Source organism: Granulicella sp. 5B5 (assembly GCF_014083945.1).
In the GTDB taxonomy this organism is placed as follows: domain Bacteria; phylum Acidobacteriota; class Terriglobia; order Terriglobales; family Acidobacteriaceae; genus Granulicella.
Genome location: NZ_CP046444.1, coordinates 2,767,979 through 2,784,810, shown reverse-complemented (window position 1 = coordinate 2,784,810; position 16,832 = coordinate 2,767,979). Strand labels below are relative to the sequence as shown.

General features: G+C 63.2%; 9 protein-coding genes. 5 read left to right on the top strand and 4 right to left on the bottom strand.

The features are described from left to right. Window positions 1-71: 71 nt before the first annotated feature. On the bottom strand, window positions 72-1,487 hold the full coding sequence (gene egtB / locus GOB94_RS11795; protein WP_182276103.1) for an ergothioneine biosynthesis protein EgtB: 1,416 nt from the start codon (window positions 1,485-1,487) through the stop codon (window positions 72-74). Window positions 1,488-1,695: 208 nt separating this feature from the next. Continuing rightward, window positions 1,696-2,433 (bottom strand): VIT1/CCC1 transporter family protein, encoded by a 738-nt coding sequence (locus tag GOB94_RS11790; RefSeq protein WP_182276102.1) that lies wholly within the window; start codon window positions 2,431-2,433, stop codon window positions 1,696-1,698. A 135-nt stretch (window positions 2,434-2,568) separates the two neighbouring features. On the opposite strand from GOB94_RS11790, the gene GOB94_RS11785 reads away from it, so the two are divergent. The 5 genes from GOB94_RS11785 (at window position 2,569) to GOB94_RS11765 (ending at window position 11,581) form a co-directional block, all read left to right on the top strand. Then, window positions 2,569-3,411, top strand: a complete 843-nt coding sequence (locus tag GOB94_RS11785) for a hypothetical protein (protein ID WP_182276101.1) — start codon at window positions 2,569-2,571, stop codon at window positions 3,409-3,411. 219 nt (window positions 3,412-3,630) lie between these two features. Next, complete coding sequence (locus GOB94_RS11780) at window positions 3,631-7,188, top strand: TonB-dependent receptor (RefSeq protein WP_255483883.1); 3,558 nt, start codon at window positions 3,631-3,633, stop codon at window positions 7,186-7,188. 30 nt (window positions 7,189-7,218) lie between these two features. Then, window positions 7,219-9,417 carry a VWA domain-containing protein gene (locus GOB94_RS11775; RefSeq protein ID WP_182276100.1) on the top strand — a complete coding sequence of 733 codons (2,199 nt, stop codon included), beginning with the start codon at window positions 7,219-7,221 and terminating at the stop codon, window positions 9,415-9,417. Window positions 9,418-9,500: 83 nt separating this feature from the next. Then, window positions 9,501-10,403, top strand: coding sequence for a tetratricopeptide repeat protein (locus GOB94_RS11770; RefSeq protein WP_182276099.1), 903 nt, complete (start codon window positions 9,501-9,503; stop codon window positions 10,401-10,403). A 149-nt stretch (window positions 10,404-10,552) separates the two neighbouring features. Next, window positions 10,553-11,581, top strand: a complete 1,029-nt coding sequence (locus tag GOB94_RS11765; RefSeq protein ID WP_182276098.1) for a VWA domain-containing protein — start codon at window positions 10,553-10,555, stop codon at window positions 11,579-11,581. Between the two features lie 2 nt (window positions 11,582-11,583). Here the strand turns inward: GOB94_RS11765 and GOB94_RS16710 are convergent, their stop codons facing one another. Both GOB94_RS16710 and GOB94_RS11755 read right to left on the bottom strand, forming a co-directional pair. Further along, window positions 11,584-11,775 carry a DUF5522 domain-containing protein gene (locus tag GOB94_RS16710; RefSeq protein ID WP_255483882.1) on the bottom strand — a complete coding sequence of 64 codons (192 nt, stop codon included), beginning with the start codon at window positions 11,773-11,775 and terminating at the stop codon, window positions 11,584-11,586. Further along, entirely contained in the window at window positions 11,772-16,709 is a 4,938-nt protein-coding gene (locus GOB94_RS11755; RefSeq protein ID WP_182276097.1) for a DEAD/DEAH box helicase, read from the bottom strand. Before GOB94_RS11755 ends, GOB94_RS16710 begins: the two co-directional genes overlap by 4 nt. Window positions 16,710-16,832: the final 123 nt, after the last annotated feature.

The window sequence follows — 16,832 nt, the reverse complement described above, 5'->3', positions numbered from 1 at the left end:
GTGGAACAGGCAAAAGCTTTCACGCAGAGTTCGCAATGTTTGCGCAATGGGCGCAAGGTAAGGCGATGCGTTTAGCTGGCGTGGTCGCGGGCGAGGCGCAGGCCGGAGAACTGCCAGCGCGTGGCGGGGTGGAAGAAGTTGCGATAGGTGGCGCGGATGTGCGAGGCCGGGGTGACGCAGGAGCCGCCGCGGAGGACCATCTGCGAGGACATGAACTTGCCGTTGTACTCGCCGAGCGCGCCGGGGAGCGGTTTGTAGCCGGGGTAGCCGGTGTAGGGAGATTGGGTCCACTCCCAGACGTCGCCGAAGAGCTGGTGGATGCCGGGGCCGGAGGCGGCGGGACGGGGGTGGAGCGCGGCGGATTCGAGCATGTTGGCGTCCTGCGAACCCACCTTAACCGACGATGAACCACCCCAGCGAGCCAAAGGCGGCTCGCCGGGGACCCCGGTCGCTGTCGGCGAAGATGGGGCACCCAGTGTATCGGCGACGTTTGCGGCGACGAACTCCCACTCGAACTCGGTGGGGAGGCGGTGGCCGGACCAGCGGGCGAAGGCGTCGGCTTCGAAGAGGCTGATGTGGCAGACGGGGGTTTCGGAGAGCTCGCCGAGGGGACGCCAGCCGTGGAGGGTGAAGATGGACCAGCCGGAGGGGTTGGCGGAGTCGCGACGCCAGTAGAGAGGGGCCTGCCAGCCTTCGCGCTCGACGGTGTCCCAACCTTCGGAGAGCCAAAACTCGGGGTGGGTGTAGCCGCCTTCGTCGATGAAGGCGAGGTACTCGCTGACGGTGACGGCGCGAGAGGCGAGACGGAAGGGCGCGACGTAGACGGAGTGGCGCGGGGTCTCGTTGTCGAAGGCGAAGCTGTCGACGGCCTTGGGATTGGGGGTGACACCGACCTCGATGACGCCGGGGCGCGCGGGGTAGCCGGGGGAGAAACCGAGCCACTCAACAGGAGGCGCGATGACGTGGCTGGCGGTGTGGCCGGGTACGAGCGGGAGATAGGCGGGCTGCAGCGGATTGGTGTAGAAGGCGTGCTTGATGTCGGTGGCAGCGAGCTCGAGGTGTTGCTGCTCGTGCTCGAGGCCGAGGGAGACGCGACGGAGGATCTCATCCTCGGGGGTGTGTTGAAGCAGGCGCTCGATGGCAGTCTCGACGTGGGTGCGGTAGGCGAGGATGCTGTCGAGCGGCGGGCGGGAGAAGCTGGCGCGGAGCTTCTTTTCGGGCATCTCGCCGAGGGCCTTGTAGTAGCTGTTGAAGAGCCAGCGGAAGTCGGGGTTGAAGGGCTGGTAGTTGGCGACGAAGTCGGCGAGGATGAAGGTCTCAAAGAACCAGGTGGTGTGAGCGAGGTGCCACTTGAGGGGCGAGGCCTCTGCGCAGGACTGGACCATCATGTCCTCAGGCGAGAGCGGAGTACAGAAGTGCATGGTGGCCGCGCGGACAGCCCTGAAGCGCTGAAGCAGGGCGGCGGCGGTGGACTGCTGGGTGAGCATAGCGAGCTCCAATCGAGCGTTAGATGCCGAAGCGAGAAGACGTTGTTGCTCAGAGCGAACAACGACGACGGTACGGCGAAGCGTGCGCGGCGGCTACGTACTTCGACTCAGGCGAGGCCTGCCAGGTTACAGGGGAGAACAACCATCAAGGATGATACGCGCGTGGGGGTGCCGGGGATTCATTTTTTGTGCCGGGCACGATAGGACGCTAGGCATGGTTGAGAAGGCGGGCGAGGGCGAAGGCTGCGGCTGCGGCGATGCCTCCGATGAGGACGGTCTGGATGGCGCTGCGGATGACGCCCGCGCCGAGGAGCTTGCCCTTGATGCCTCCGAAAGAAGCGAGGGCGATGAGGGTGACGACGACGGAGACTTTGAGGGCGAGGTTGATGTCCGAAAAGATGAGGTAAGAGGCGAGCGGGACGGCGCCGCCGGCGATGTAAGAGAACGCGATGGTGGCGGCGGAGCGGAGAGCGCGGCCAGGGGCGGGTTCTTCAAGGCCAAGCTCGAAGCGCATCATGAAGTCGACGTAGGCCTCGGGGTTGGCCTGGAGGGAACGGAGGACGGGCGTGGCGGCTTCGCGGTCGACGCCGTAGTTCTCGAAGATCTCGTAGATCTCGGCTTCTTCATCGAGAGGGCGGTCCACGACCTCCATGGCTTCGCGGCGGCGCTCGGAGGCGTAGTGTTCGGTGTCGCCTCGCGAGGCGAGGTAACCGCCGAGGCCCATGGCGATGGAGCCGGCGGCGATTTCAGCCAGGCCGGCGGTGACGACGAGGTGTGTGGGTGAAGCGACGTTGGTGACTGCGCCGGCGATGCCGGCGGCGAGAGCGAAGGGGACGGTGAGTCCGTCGGAGAGACCGATGACGATGTCGCGAACCGTGTCCGATGAGTTGAAGTGAATCTCAGAGTGGTTGTGGTGAGGTGGGTTGTGCTGGTTCGCGTTCGGCATAGGTGCAGTTTATTCGAAGGTTGGGTGGCAAAAAGGGGCACCGTCGTTACGAAATATTACAAAAGGCTGTGCGTCTTCGAGGATTTAAACACGTCTCTTTGAGCAGGCCAAGCTGAAACAGGATGGAGTAGCACAATGACCGGACAAGCGAAAACGACGAGACGGATGTGGATGGTGCTGGGGCTTGCAGCCGCGTTGATGGCGACGACTGGGCCGGCGATGGCGCAGGATGCTCCGGCAGGCCAGGACGGGGCGGGGCAGAATGGCGGGGCGCGGCACCGCGGGCAGTTTGGCGGGGGACAATTTGCCGGGATGCAGCGCGCGGGCGGTGAGGTGACAGGCGTCTCAGGCGCGACGGTGACGATCAAGACTGAGGCCGGCGAGACGATGCAGATTGTGACCACGGACAATACTCGCGTGATGAAGGGAAGACCGAACGAGGGTGGTGGCACGATCAAGGTAAGCGACCTGAAGGTGGGCGATGGCGTGATGGCGGTGGGAAACCTGGACGCTGCCAACAAGACGCTGCATGCGGCGATGATTCTGGCAACCGATGCCGCGGTGCTCGCGAAGGCGAAGGCGGACCTGGGCAAGACGTACATTGTGGGCAAGGTGATGGCGATCGACATGGACAACGCGAAGATGACAGTGCTGCGGAGCGATGGCGTGTCGCAGACGATTGGGTTCGATGAGACGACGTCGTTTCGGCGTGGACGCGTGAATGCCGGGATGATGATGGGTGAAGGTGGCGGCGAACGGCGGCGCGGAGGCAATGGTGCTGGCGCAAATGCAGGCGGCGAGAGTGCCGAGAGCATCACGCTGGCGGACATCAAGGTGGGAGACAACGTGGCGGGACGCGGGGCGATCAAGAGCGGCGTGTTTGTTCCGACTGAGGTTGTAGTAGGAACGCCAGGGCAGCGGCGGCAGAGGCAGGGAGCGCCAGAGGCTGGTGCTGCGAGTCCGGCGCAACCGCAGTAATGGCGCAGGGTTAAAGAGAGCGTGTGGCGAGCTTCCTCCGGGGCTAAAGCCCCAGCTTGTTGTGGCAAATAAAGGCGGGACTGAAGTCCCGCCCCTTCAAAGCAAGGTGTTCGGAAGTCGACAGAGACAGTTTTGAAGGTTGATGGTTCTGCAAGACATAGAAGAGAGCGGCCGGTGAGCGATGCAGCGGCGGTTGGAGGCGTGCAGGTGGCAGGAGCGATGAGGCGAACGGGGACCACAATGATGAAGGCCGGTGTGCTGGGAGCGGTGCTGTGCGCGGCTGTGGTGTATGCGCAGGATGCTCCGGCGGTGGGCCAGTCCCCTGCCCCAGCGCAGGTGACGGCGGTGGCGCAGGGTGGGACGGTGCGTGGGACCGTGGTGGCAGGCGCGGCGGGAAAGGCGGGTGGCGTGCCGCTGCCGGGGGTTTCCGTAACGGCGACGAATACGCTGACGGGGAAGAAGTACACGACGGCGACGGACATCGACGGTGCGTATGCGATGACGATTCCGAAGAACGGGCGCTATGTGATTAAGGCCGAGCTGACGGGGTTTGCGACGGCGACGCAGGAGGTGGTGCTGAACGGCGGTGAGACGGCGGAGAAGACCATGCCATTCGGGCTGGAGCTGGCAAGCCGCGCGGCGGCGCAGGAGGCTGCTGCGGCGGCGACTACGAACACCACGACGAGCGGTGGACGCGGGACGGTGAGCCTGAGCCTGGGCGAGAGTGGGCTGGATGCAGCGGATGCGAGTGCAGGGACTGGGAATACGGGGACGTCGTTGCCGTCGCTGGGTGGGTTGGGCGATAGCGCGGATGCCGGGAATGAGTCGATTGCAGTGAGCGGCAATGCGACGGCGCAGGAGAACGGGCTGGCGGGGATCAGTGAGGATGAGATACGGTCGCGCGTGGAGGATGCCGTTGCGCATGCTCGGGAGAATGGAATGCTGCCGCAGGGTGGCGATCCGACGAATGCGATTGTAGGCGCGCTGGGCGGGATGATGGGTGGCGGCGGGCCGGGTGGCGGGCGCGGTGGATTTGGCGGTGGGGGTGGACGCGGCGGGCGTGGTGGCGGTGGTGGCGGCGGGTTTGGGGCGTTCCGGAACTTCAATCCGGCACAACCACATGGGAGCATCTTTTATCAGGGTGGAAACAATGCGTTGAACTCGGCACCGTGGTCGCCGAGTTTGCTGCCGCTGACGAATCCGGCGGCGTACTCGAACCGCTATGGCGTGACGCTGGCGGGGTCGCCGTATGTTCCGGGGCTGACGAAGCCGAATACGAAGCAGTTTGTGTTTATCAACCTGACGGGGCAGAAGAACCTAAATGCATTTCTGCCGAACCCGGTGCGCGTACCGACGACGCTGGAGCGCGAGGGGGACTTTTCGCAGTCGACGCAGGTACAAGGCAGCTCAACGTTGCCGGTGGTGCTGTATGACCCGAAGACGGGGCAGCCGATACCGGGGAACAACCTGGCGAATGCGAGTGAGCCGATCTCGCCGATTGCGCAGGCGCTGCTGAATTACTATCCGGCGCCGAATATTGCGACGAATGTGCAGGGGTATAACTACCAGACGATCTCGAATGCGGGCAGCAACAACGTGGCGATCAACTCGCGCTACATACGGACGCTGGGACAAGGGACGAGCACGCCATTTGGGCGCTTTGGCGGCGGCGGTGGCCGCGGTCAAAACAGGAATGCAAAGCCTTCGCTGCGGCAGAACATCAATGTGATGTACAACTACTCGCACTCGGCGAACGACCAGCGGAACATCTTTCTGCCGCTAGGCGGCGCGACCGAGAACGACGGCAATGCGTTGAACCTGGGCTACACAATCGGGTATGGGCGGTTGAGCAACAACGCGAGCGTGAACTGGAACCGGCTGCATGCAGAGACTCGGAACTACTTTACGGACACGTCGAACAATCCGTCGGCAAACGTGGGGTTGAACATTCCGAACCAGGCGGGAGACTTTGCCGATCCGCGGTTTTATAACGGGCTGGCTTCACTGAACATTACGAACTTTGCGGGGCTGAGCAACACGACGCCGAGCGAGACGACCAACCAGACGATCAGCTTTACGGACTTTGTGGCGTGGCGGCACAAGAAGCACAATATGCGGTTCGGCTTCGATATACGGCGTGTGCATAACGACCAGATCGGCGGGAGCAATCCGCTGGGGACGTTTACGTTTACGGGCTATGCGACGAGCAGCCCGGAGGCGCAGGCGGCGGGAACAGCAGGAACGACAACGGGCTCGGGCTTTGCGGACTTTCTGCTGGGCCTGCCAGCGACGACGGCGATCCAGGCAGGGTTGCACAAGATCTATCTGCGCGAGAACGTGTACGACTGGTATGCACAGGACGACTTCCGCGTGGCTTCGAACCTGACGCTGAACTTTGGGATTCGGTATGAGTACTTCGCGCCATACACGGAGAAGAACAACCGGCTGGTGAACCTGGACCACAACGCGAACTTTACGCAGGTGGATACAGTGATGCCGGGACAGAACGGGACGTATGAAGGGCACTTCAACGACAGCCTTGTGAACCCGGACCGCACGATGTATGCGCCACGGTTCGGCGTGGCGTGGAGGCCGAAGACACAGACAAAGCTGACGAAGGATGTAGTGGTGCGCGGCGGGTATGGGATCAACTACAACACGGGGGCGTTTGCGAGCTTTGCGCAGTCGCTTTCGCACCAGGTGCCGTTTGCAGTGACGCAGACGAATACGCTGACCTCCGGCTGCACGACGCTGACACCGACGACGGCGGCGAACATGACGCTCGCGAATGGGTTTGGGTGCTCGTCGAACTACGCGATTGCGAACAACTACGCGGTGGACAAGAACTACAGGCTGGGAATGGTGCAGATCTACAACCTGAACATCCAGAAGACGCTGCCACTACAGACGGTATTCAACCTTGGGTACAACGGGACGCATGCGACAGGATTGGACATCTACGGTACGCCGAATGGGACCGCGCTGGGTTCAGCGATTGCGGGTGTGGCGCCGTTTGAGTTTGAGACTTCGGGCGCAACGCTGCGGTCGAACCAACTGGTGGTGAGCCTGCAGAAGCGGCAGCAGAAGGGCATCGCGCTAGGGGCGACATATACCTATGGCCATGCGATCGACGATGCTTCCGCTGTAGGCAACGGCGCGGCGCACACGCCGATGCAGAACTTCTTCAACCTGCAGGGCGAAGAAGGCAACAGCAGCATGGATGTTCGGCATACGCTGACGGGCAACTGGGTGGCGGAGCTGCCGTTCGGGCCGAACCGCGCGTTCCTGAACAAGGGCGGCGTGATGGGCAAGGTGCTGGATGGGTTCGATCTGAGCGGCAACTTTACGTTCGCTTCGGGAAACTACTTTACTCCCCAGTACTCAGGGAACCAAGCGGAGGCCGGGTCGGGTCTTACATACTCGCAGCGGCCGAACCGGAACTATGGCGTTTCGACGAAGGGGCCGGGCAGAGTTGGCGAGTTCTTCAATACGTCGGCGTTTACTGCGCCCACGGTAGCGAATGGAGCGACACTGCCGGGAACGGCGAATGTTGGATCGATCGAAGGGCCGGGGCAGGTTTCGGTGAGCGCGTCGCTGTCGCGCACGGTGCAGTTCGCGGGGACGAACTCGTTTGAGGCGCGGGTGACGGCGACGAATGTATTGAACACGGTGCAGTACAGCGGGATCGACACGTCGGAGAACTCGGAGACGTTTGGACGAGTGACGAGTGCGGCAGCGATGCGGACTTTGCTGGTGCAGGCGCGGTATAGGTTCTAAAGGCAGGGAGTAGGGAATAGGGAGTAGAGTATGCGGCGAGTGATGGCGGCGGCGATGGTGGGGATGCTCGGGTGGATGAACCCGATGATGGCGGCTGCGCAGCAGGCGCATGGCTCGCCACAGCAGACCGGTGACAGTACCTTTACGTTGAAGGTGAACACCAACATTGTGCTGACCAATGTGGTGGTGCGCGATAAGAAGACCGGCGAGGTGGTGAAGGGGCTGAAGGCGAGCGACTTTACGATCTACGAGGACAAGAAAGAGCAGAAGATCGCGACGTTCGACTACGAGAACGTGGACGACGCGGCGGTGCTGAACGAGAAGAAGACCGCGGGCGGCAAGGTGAGCATCGCGGACATGCTGGAGCACAACTTTGCTGCCAGTCCTGAGGATTTGAAGGACCATCGGCTGATGGTGCTGTTCTTCGACCTGAGCTCGATGCAGGATGAGGACATTGACCGCGCGGTGGATGCGGCGACGAACTACGTGAACAAGCAGATGCAGCCGGCGGATTTGGTGGCGATGGTAAGCATGTCCACGGGGCTGAGCCTGGACCAGGATTTTACGAGCGACAAAGCCGCGCTGCTGAAGGTGCTGGCGAAGTACAACGGCGACGATGAGACGGGGTTTGCCAACGGCGGCACCGGCACCACCGACGGTACGAGTGACGATACAACGGCGTTCGCAGCCGATGACACGGAGTTCAACAGCTTGAACACAGACCGCGAGTTGTTTGCGATCCGCGCGATTGCGAAGAGCCTGGAGCGCGTGGACCAGCACAAGTCGATGCTGTACTTTTCGGGCGGGTTGACGCGGAATGGGATTGAGAACCAGGCGAGCCTGCGCGCGGCGACGAATGAGGCGAGCAAGGCGAACATGGCGATCTATACGGTGGATTCGCGTGGACTGCAGGCGCTGCCGCCGGTGGGCGATGCGAGCAAGGGGAGCCTGCGCGGGAACTCAGCTTATAGCGGCGGAGCGGCGACGGCGCAGCTGGCTTCGAACTACCAGTCGCAGGAGACGCTGGGGACGCTGGCGGCGGATACGGGCGGCAAGTTCTTCAGCGACTCGAATGACTTTGGGCCGGCGTTCCAGCAGGTGCAGAAGGACACGGAGGCGTATTACATTCTTGGGTTCCACTCGACGAACAAGAGAGAGGACGGATCGTACCGGCACCTGACGGTGAAGATCGACCGGCCGGATGTGAAGCTGGAGTACAGGCCGGGGTACTACGCACCCGCCGACTTTATGCACCAGAAGACCGAAGACCGCGAGCTCGCGCTGACCGAGCAGATGCGGAGTGACCTGCCGGCAACGGACGTTGCGGTATATCTGCAGGCGCTGTACTTCCGGGCGAATACGGGGCAGAACCTGTTTTATATCCCCGTGAGCCTGCTGGTGCCGGGGTCGCAGATACCGTTTGTGAAAAACGGCGACCGCGACAAAGGCAGCATCGACATTATGGGCCGGGTGACGAAGTCCGTGGGTAATGGCGCGCATGGCGAAGGCGACATGGTGACCGTCGGCAATGTGCGCGATACGGTAAAGCTGGCGCTGGACCAGTCGCAGCAGGTGAAGCGGAAGAACATTCAGTACTCGACGGGCTTTACGCTGGCGCCGGGAAGGTATCACCTAAAGTTCGTTGTGCGCGAGAACCAGACGGGCAACATGGGGAGCTTCGAGACGGACATCGAGGTTCCGGATTGGAAGAAGGTGCCGCTGAAGCTGAGCTCCGTGGTGATTGCGAGCCAGCGGACGCCGAACGAAGCGAAGAACCCGCAGAGCCCGCTCGTTCGGGACGGCGTGGAGTGGGTGCCGAATGTGGCGCATGTGTTTCGGCAGGACCAGCACCTGTACTTTTTGTACGAGGTGTATGACCCGACGAAGGCGAAAGGCGCGCCTGAGCCTGCGGCTGCTCCGGGGATGTTGCGGCGCGAGGGTGGGCCGGTGCATGTATTGACCAGCATCGAGTTTCTGAACGGCGGCACGAAGGTGTATGAGACGCCGGAGGTAACGGCGGAGACGATCAACGATCCGCAGCGGGATGCGGTGGCGTTCCAGTTCGATGTGCCGCTGACGACGCTGAAGCCGGGGACGTACATCTGCCAGGTGAATGTGATTGACGATGCGGGCGGGAGCTTCACGTTTCCGAGGATGGCGGTGCGGGTGATGCCCCCGGTGGCGGCTGTGCCGGCCCCAGCAGCCGCGACGACAGGCGGGATGCGGTAGGAGAGGCCGGGCGGAAAGACGGCTCTTGACTATTCGAGTGGCGAAGAGGAGACTGGTGGCCTTCCTGGACAGGAGGGCTTACGATGCGTATCCACGCTCGGTTCCTCTCGTTACTGCTGGCAGGTGTTACGCCGCTGGCAGCTCAATCTCTCCCTAACTCACAGACTAAGACACACTCCGCCGCCGAGGAGAGCGCGCTGTTGCACCAGAGTGAAGACTGGCAGTTGATTGCACCCCACCTTGCCGATCCGGCGACGGCGAACGAGGCCCAACTGGAGCTGAGCGGCGATGTGCTGCAGGCGAGGCGCTTTCCTGAAGATGCGCTGGACTACTACACGTATGCGATGAAGCGCGGCGGAGACCCGGCGACTCTGCTGAAGAAGATGGGTGTTGTGCGGCTGGAACTGCGGCAAACCGCGCTGGCCCGGGCGCTGTTTCAGCAGTGCGTGCATATGGCGAAGAAAGACCCGCAGGCGTGGAACAATCTGGCCGCAGCCGACTACATACTGGGCGCGAACCGTTCCGCAATCCACGAGTACAAACGGGCGCTGAAGCTGGACAAACACTCGGCGGTGTTCCATGCCAATTTGGGCATCGCGTACTTTGCAGACAATGACGTAGAGAGCGCGCGGACGGAGTTTTCTGCGGCGATGCGGCTGGACCCGCGGATCATGTCGGCAGAAGCAGAGGGCGGCGGCATTACGCTGCATGTGCTGCAGACCCAGAACTATGGGCTGCTTTGCTTCCAGATGGCGAAGATGTATGCCAGCCAGGGTGCGATGCTGGAGACCAAGCTGTGGCTGCAAAAGGCAGCCGAACATGGCCTTGATCTGCACGCAGCGCTCAGCGATGACTCCGAGATGCGCGTGTGGCTGAAGAACCCTGAGATCCGTGTGGTGATGGCCAATGCGAACCGGCTGCAGAAGCCGAACGTTGCCCATGCAACACCGGGACTGGGAACGAGCAACGACGGTGTTCCTAACTAAACGAGGCGGTGCGGCTGACGGTGACGTCCCAGAAAGAAATGCGAGATGGATGTGTCGCCGGTCGCATCGCAAGCGTCTTATCTCTGTAAGCAGATGAGACAGCGATGAGAAGATATCCCGCTTGATCTCAACCTGCGGGAGAGAGTCTGATGTTCGCGACAAAATACGCAGGTGTTGCAACCCTTGCTGTGGGTCTTTTCTTTTTGCCCATCAAGAGCGTGAAGGCGCAAGCTGCGGCGGCGCCGATTCAGCTTGATGTAACTGTGACGGGTGCAGGGAAACGGCCGGCACCGGAGCTAAGTGAGAAGGACTTTACCCTGCTGGACAATAAGACGCCGCGGGCAGTCTCGTCGTTCGCGGTGATGGAGGGCAAGGCGGCGCCGACCGAGGTGGTGATTGTTATCGACTCAGTGAATACGCCGTATACCGCGCTGTCGTACCAGAGAGAGCAGATCGCTCAGTACCTGCGCAACAAGGGTGCCGCGCTTCCCTACCCTACGACGTTTGCGATCCTGACGGACACAAACTTTCAGCTATACAACACCACGACGACGAACGGCGCAGTGCTGTCCGATGCGCTGAACGCGGCGAACATCGGGCTGCGCGACATCAACCGGTCACAGGGGTTTTATGGCGCGAGCGACCGGATGTCGATTTCGATCAACGGGCTGCGACAGCTGATTGAGCTGGAAGAGAAACGGCCAGGGCGCAAGCTGGTGCTCTGGGTGTCGCCGGGCTGGCCGATCCTGTCCGGGCCAGGCGTGGAGCTGGATGACAAAGAGCAGCGTGGGATCTATGCAAACGTCGTCAGCTTTTCGACCGAGCTGAGGAAGGCCGGCATTACGCTGTACAACATCAACAGTTGGGGCGTGGGTGAGTCGTTGGGCAGAGCGTTCTACTACGAGAGTTTTGTGAACGGGTTGAAGAAGCCGGGCGACGCCACATTGGGCAACCTTTCGCTGCAGGTGCTGGCGGAGCAGAGCGGCGGCCTGGTGTTGAACTCCAGCGACGTTGTGGGCATGTTGCAACAGTGCGCGGCGGATGCCGACCACTACTATAGGATCACGTTCATGCCTGAGCCCGGCGAGGGTGCAGCCACGTACCATCAACTGCAGGTGAAAGTGGCAGCAGGCGGGTTGACGGCCCGGACGAGGGAGGGGTATTACACGCAGCCGTAGGGCTACTTGTATGGACAGTGGCGGCAGTCCGAGTTGCAGCAGTAGCCGCGACGGAGGTGGTAGGCCGCGGTGAAGACGAGATAGGGACCTTCCATGTAGAAGTCTTCAGGGCGCAGCGGCTCCGATGTGCGAGGGGCCTCGCCGGGGAGCGAATCAGCGTTTGTTGCCTCCACTGGCGGCTTGGTGTCGCTCATGAGAAGAGGTCCTGCGTGGTGGGCCTGGCGGCTGGGCGCGGCAGCGAGGACTCGCTGCGGATGAGGTCGAGGATAGCGCGTGAGCGGTTTGGTTTGGCGCGCGGTGGTGAGGGAGTTGGGGTGAGGGCGTCCTGTACGGCTGCGCCGTTGGTGAAGAGAACCTGTTTGCCGGGGGTGGCGGGGACGCGTTCGCCGGGGACGAGGATGCCGACGAGGTTGAGAGGGTCAGCAGCGGCGACGGCGATGGGCGTTTCACCGGAGAGACTGGCGTAGCGCTTGCGGGCTTCACGGAGAGAGCCGGCGGCTTCGGGAAGAGCATACTGCTCGCCGAAAGGGCCGCTGACGAAACGGCCGCCGCGGATTTCGCCGCGGGCTTCGAGACGGCGAAGGATAGGGACGAGATCGCGCCATTTGGGAGCGTTGGACTCGCGCGCGAGGAGGTCGCGGAAGAGGACGCCGTAGCGGCGAAGCAGAATGCGTGCGTGCGTGTCGAGTGCGGCGTCGCGTTGCTTTGCGGCGGCGATGGCAGCCTGTTGGGAGTTGGGTAGGTTCTGCGATCCCACCCTAGACGACGATGAAACTGTCGGCGAAGATGGGGCGCCCAGAGTGGCTGGCTGAAGTAGCGACCAGCGGCCTGCGGTGGTGCGGGCGGCGGCGCGCTTGCGGAGGCTGGTGGCGTGGGGCTGCTCGGTGGTGACGGACTTGCGGCGCGGATCCATCATGGCGCGGAGCTGGTCGAAGCCGTCGGCGGCGGCGAGGCCCGCGGTGGCGAGCTCCCATAGAGCGGTGGAGGTTTGGAGGCGCGTGAGTCCGGTAAGGCGCTGGAGGTCGGCGAGGAAGACTGCGCCCTGCTGTGCGAGGAACGCACGGACCTGCTGAGCTTCCGGCGAAAGCGCCTGCGCGAGGATGGACTCGTCGATGGCGTTGGCGGCGAGCGCGGCGTGGAGCCAGTCGGAGGTGTCGCGCAGGTAGAAGGTGATGGGCGCGGCGTTGGTGGGGATGACGCGGCGTGGCCCCTTCCTAAGCTCCGGGGCTAAAGCCCCTCCCTTTTCCTGGGCCAGCTGTGGGACCCGAGCCTGAAGGCTCGGGGTACCGGAAGACGCGCTAGTCCATGCGGGGTGTGGCGAGATGCGGCCCCAGCCGATGACGCCGGCGAGGGAGAGGTTGTCGAGCCACTGCGGGCTGTAGTTGGCGATGCGCGTGGGGAGGAGCGTGCGCTCCCACTCGACGGCGGGGGCTTCGAAGCCTTCGAGTTGCTCGATGACGGCGAGGACACCTTCTTCGCCTGCCAACTGGGTGTCTGGCGCGAGGTGATGCCAGTCTAGGAGCCAGCGCATGAAGATGGCTGGCGTTGCTGGCTCTACCTGTTTGCGCAGCGAGGTGAGTGTGAGCCGGTGGATGCGCTGGAGGATGCGGCGCTCGCACCACTCGATATGTAACGGCTCGTCATCTGATGGTTTGGGGTGTTCGAAGACGCCGCGCATGGCGAGGCCCTGCATCTCCATCGCGAGGAAGGCCTGATGCAGGGAACGCGGATGGAGGTGCGTGATCGCGCCGAGCTCGGTCGCCGTGGTTGGGCCGAGGATTTGCAGCCAGCCTTGTGTGAGCGCGGTGGTGGCAGTGTCGCGTGCGCTGAAGGTTTGGGCGGGGCGGTCTTCGGTGCCACCGAGGACGAAGGGCTTTGGCTCTGTGGTGACTGGCGCCGCGGGCAAAACTTCGTCAGGCCAGAGGAGTGCGGCTTCGGGAAGACGCTCGGCGGCGATCCATGTGGGTTCACCTTCGAGGCTGATGATGTGTGTGCGTTGCTGTTGGGCGAGGCGGTCGAAGTAGAGCGGCCAGTGGCGCGACTTCTCGGCTAAGCAGGCCGGGGCTGAAGCCCCTGCAAGTATGGGCGATGTTTCAGTGGCCTGAAGGCCACTGCTCCCTCCGAGAGACGAGAGCGGTAGCGCGACGAGTTGTAGGAGAAGATCGTGGAGCTCGTGCTCGTCGCGGATGTCGGGACAGAGCTGTTCGCGGACGGTGGCGATGGCGGCGAGGTCGAGCAGGCCTGCGCCTTCGGTGATTGCGTTGGGCAGAGCACGGCGCAGCGAGGTGGTGCGGGCGCGGCGCTCTTCGGTGCCAGCCTCATCAAGAAAGGCGTAAGGCATCGCGTTGACGAGTTCGTGCGCGAAGACGCTTGGGACAGGCGTGTCGATGGCGACGCAGTGGATGCTGCCGGATGCGATGCCTCGGAGAACTTCGAGGAGGCCGTCTATATCCATCGCTTCGGTAAGCGTGTCCTTCATGACCTCGTTGACGAGAGGGTGATCGGGGATCTCGATGTCGCCGGTCATGGTTTCCGGGCAGGCGGAGGCGTGCGGGAAGACGCTGGCGAGGAGATCGTCAGAGCGGGTGCGCTGGATCTGCGGGGCGACACGCTTGCCCTTCTGCATGCGCAACAGTTGCAGGCTGCGGCCTGCGGCCCAGCGCCAGCGGTTCTTGAAGAGTGGCGAAGGGATGCAGGCTTGTTCTAGTAGCGTGCGCGCGGTGTGTTCGGTGAGGAAGTGGAAGACGTCGGCGAGCGGGAAGCTGTGCTGCTCGGCGAGCGAGATGTTGATGCCGTTGTCGGTGGCTGCGGCCTGCAGCTCGAAGTTGAAGCCTCGGCAGAAGCGCTTGCGTAGCGCGAGGCCCCAGGCTTTGTTGAGGCGTCCGCCAAAGGGTGTGTGCAGGATGAGCTGCTGGCCTCCGCCTTCGTCGAAGAAGCGTTCGGCGATGATGGTCTGTTTGGTGGGGACGCAGCCGAGGACGGCGCGGCCTGCGACGATGTAAGCGATCAACTGGCGCGCCGCCGATTCACATACGAAACACTCGCGCTGGAGGAAGGCGATGGTGTCAAGGAGTTGAACCTGTGGGTCGTGCGCGGGCAAACCGCAGGTCTCTCCACTGCGCAGGATGATGGAACCATCCTGCTCCGGTCGAGATGACACCTCTTCGGTAACGCTCGCGAAAGAAAGATTACGCGGGGAGATGTTGCGGGTGCGCTGGTCGATCTCGGCGCGGAGGTCACTGACGCCGTCGGAGACGACGCTGGTGCGCTGTGGGGCTTCGCCTTCCCAGAAGGGGATGCTGGGTGGGGCGCCGTGGGCGTCTTCGACGAGGACCTTGCCAGCGGCTTCGACGCGCTGGATGCGCCAGCTGGTGTTGCCGAGGAGGATGACGTCGCCGGGTGAGCTGTCGACGGCGAAGTGCTCGTCCAGCGTGGCGATCTGCACGTTCTCCGGTTGGAGCATGACGGCGAAGATGCTGGTGTCCGGGATGGCTCCGCCGTTGCCGATGGCGATGCTGCGTGCGCCGCGGCGGGCGTGGAGCTGGCCTTGGACGCGGTCGCGGAGGATGTAGGCACCGTAACGGCCGCGGGAGCTTTCGATGCCGTTGTGGAGCAGGCTGAGGAGCTGCTCGTAGAGCTGCGGTGTGAGGTTGCGGAACGGGTAGGCGCGACGCAGGACGTTGTAGAGGGCGGTCTCGTCCCAGCTTTCGGCGCCGACGGCGGCGACGATCTGCTGCATGAGGACGTCGATGGGGAGCTCGGGGACTTCGAGGAGGTCGAGCTCGCCTGCTGTCATCTTGCGGAGGAGCGCGGCCTGCTCCATGAGGTCGTCGCGCGTGGTGGCGAAGAAGCGGCCTTTGGGTGTGGCTCCGCGCCAGTGGCCAGCGCGGCCGACGCGCTGCATCGCGACGGCGACGGAACGCGTTGTCGCGATCTGGCAGACGAGATCTACAGTGCCTATATCTATTCCCAGTTCCAAAGAGGCGGTGGCGATGAGGATCTTGATCTCGCCGGATTTGAGGCGTTGCTCGGCGTCGAGACGGAGAGCGCGGGAGAGGCTGCCGTGGTGCGCTGCTACGGCGTCTTCGCCGAGGCGCTGAGAGAGCTCGAAGCTGATCTTTTCGACGAGCTTGCGCGTGTTGACGAAGACGAGTGTGGAGCGATGGTGGTCGGTGAGGGCGGCGAGCTTGTCGAAGATCTCCTGCCACATGGCGGTGGAGCAGATGGAGCCGAGTTCGTCGGAGGGGACTTCGATAGCCAGGTCGAGGGTGCGGCGCTGGCCGACCTGGATGATGGTGGCGGGTTGGCGGGGCCGATTCGGCGATAGCGGTAGAGAAGCAGGTCTCTCCACTTCGCTTCGCTCCGGTCGAGATGACACTTCTGTGGGTATGCAACCGGTGAGGAAGGCGGCGACGAGTTCGATGGGGTTCTGCGTGGCGGAGAGGCCGATGCGTTGCGGTGGTGTGGCGAGGCCGGTGAGCATTGCTCCGGGTGAGAGGCGGTTTTCGCCGCAGACGAGAGCGTCGAGGCGTTCGAGGGAGAGGGCGAGGTGCGCGCCGCGTTTGTCGTCGGCGATGGCGTGGATCTCGTCGACGATGAGGGTGCGGACGCGGGTGAGGTTCTGGCGCGACTTGCCTGCGGTGAGCAGGATGTAAAGCGACTCCGGCGTGGTGACGAGGATGTGCGGCGGATGCTTGAGCATCGCCGTGCGGTCCTTCGTCGGCGTGTCGCCGGTGCGGATGCCGGTGCGAATGGGCGTGCAGAGATAGCCCCGTTCGAGGGCGAGTTGCTGGATCTCTGCGAGCGGGCCGTCGAGGTTCTTCTGGACGTCGTTGGAGAGGGCTTTGAGTGGTGAGACGTAGACGACTTCTGTTTGGGCTGCGAGGCGGCCTTCGATGGACTTGCGGAGGAGCGCGTCGATGCAGACTAGAAATGCTGTGAGCGTTTTGCCGGAGCCTGTGGGAGCGGAGATGAGGGTGGGGTCTCCGCGGAGGATGGCGGGCCAGCCTGCAATCTGTGGCTCGGTGGGTGAGCCAAACTTTGTGAGGAACCACTCCTGCACGACGGGGTGCGCCCAGGCGAGGGCGGTGTGCGTGAGAGATTCCGGGGTTGTGGCGGTTGAGGCCATGAGCGATTGTAGCGCTTCGCTGTGTGTTCGCCACTTGCTTCCGTGGAAGAGACGCAGGTCTCTCCACTGCGCATCGCGGTGAAGCTGCGATGCTTCGGTCGAGATGACACATCTGTGGGAATG

Coding starts and splice junctions, on each gene's coding strand:
- GOB94_RS11780 (WP_255483883.1), top strand. CDS start 3,631: ATGAGGCGAACGGGGACCACAATGATGAAGGCCGGTGTGCTGGGAGCG.
- GOB94_RS16710 (WP_255483882.1), bottom strand. CDS start 11,775: ATGAGCGACACCAAGCCGCCAGTGGAGGCAACAAACGCTGATTCGCTC.
- GOB94_RS11765 (WP_182276098.1), top strand. CDS start 10,553: ATGTTCGCGACAAAATACGCAGGTGTTGCAACCCTTGCTGTGGGTCTT.
- GOB94_RS11755 (WP_182276097.1), bottom strand. CDS start 16,709: ATGGCCTCAACCGCCACAACCCCGGAATCTCTCACGCACACCGCCCTC.
- GOB94_RS11785 (WP_182276101.1), top strand. CDS start 2,569: ATGACCGGACAAGCGAAAACGACGAGACGGATGTGGATGGTGCTGGGG.
- GOB94_RS11790 (WP_182276102.1), bottom strand. CDS start 2,433: ATGCCGAACGCGAACCAGCACAACCCACCTCACCACAACCACTCTGAG.
- egtB (WP_182276103.1), bottom strand. CDS start 1,487: ATGCTCACCCAGCAGTCCACCGCCGCCGCCCTGCTTCAGCGCTTCAGG.
- GOB94_RS11770 (WP_182276099.1), top strand. CDS start 9,501: ATGCGTATCCACGCTCGGTTCCTCTCGTTACTGCTGGCAGGTGTTACG.
- GOB94_RS11775 (WP_182276100.1), top strand. CDS start 7,219: ATGCGGCGAGTGATGGCGGCGGCGATGGTGGGGATGCTCGGGTGGATG.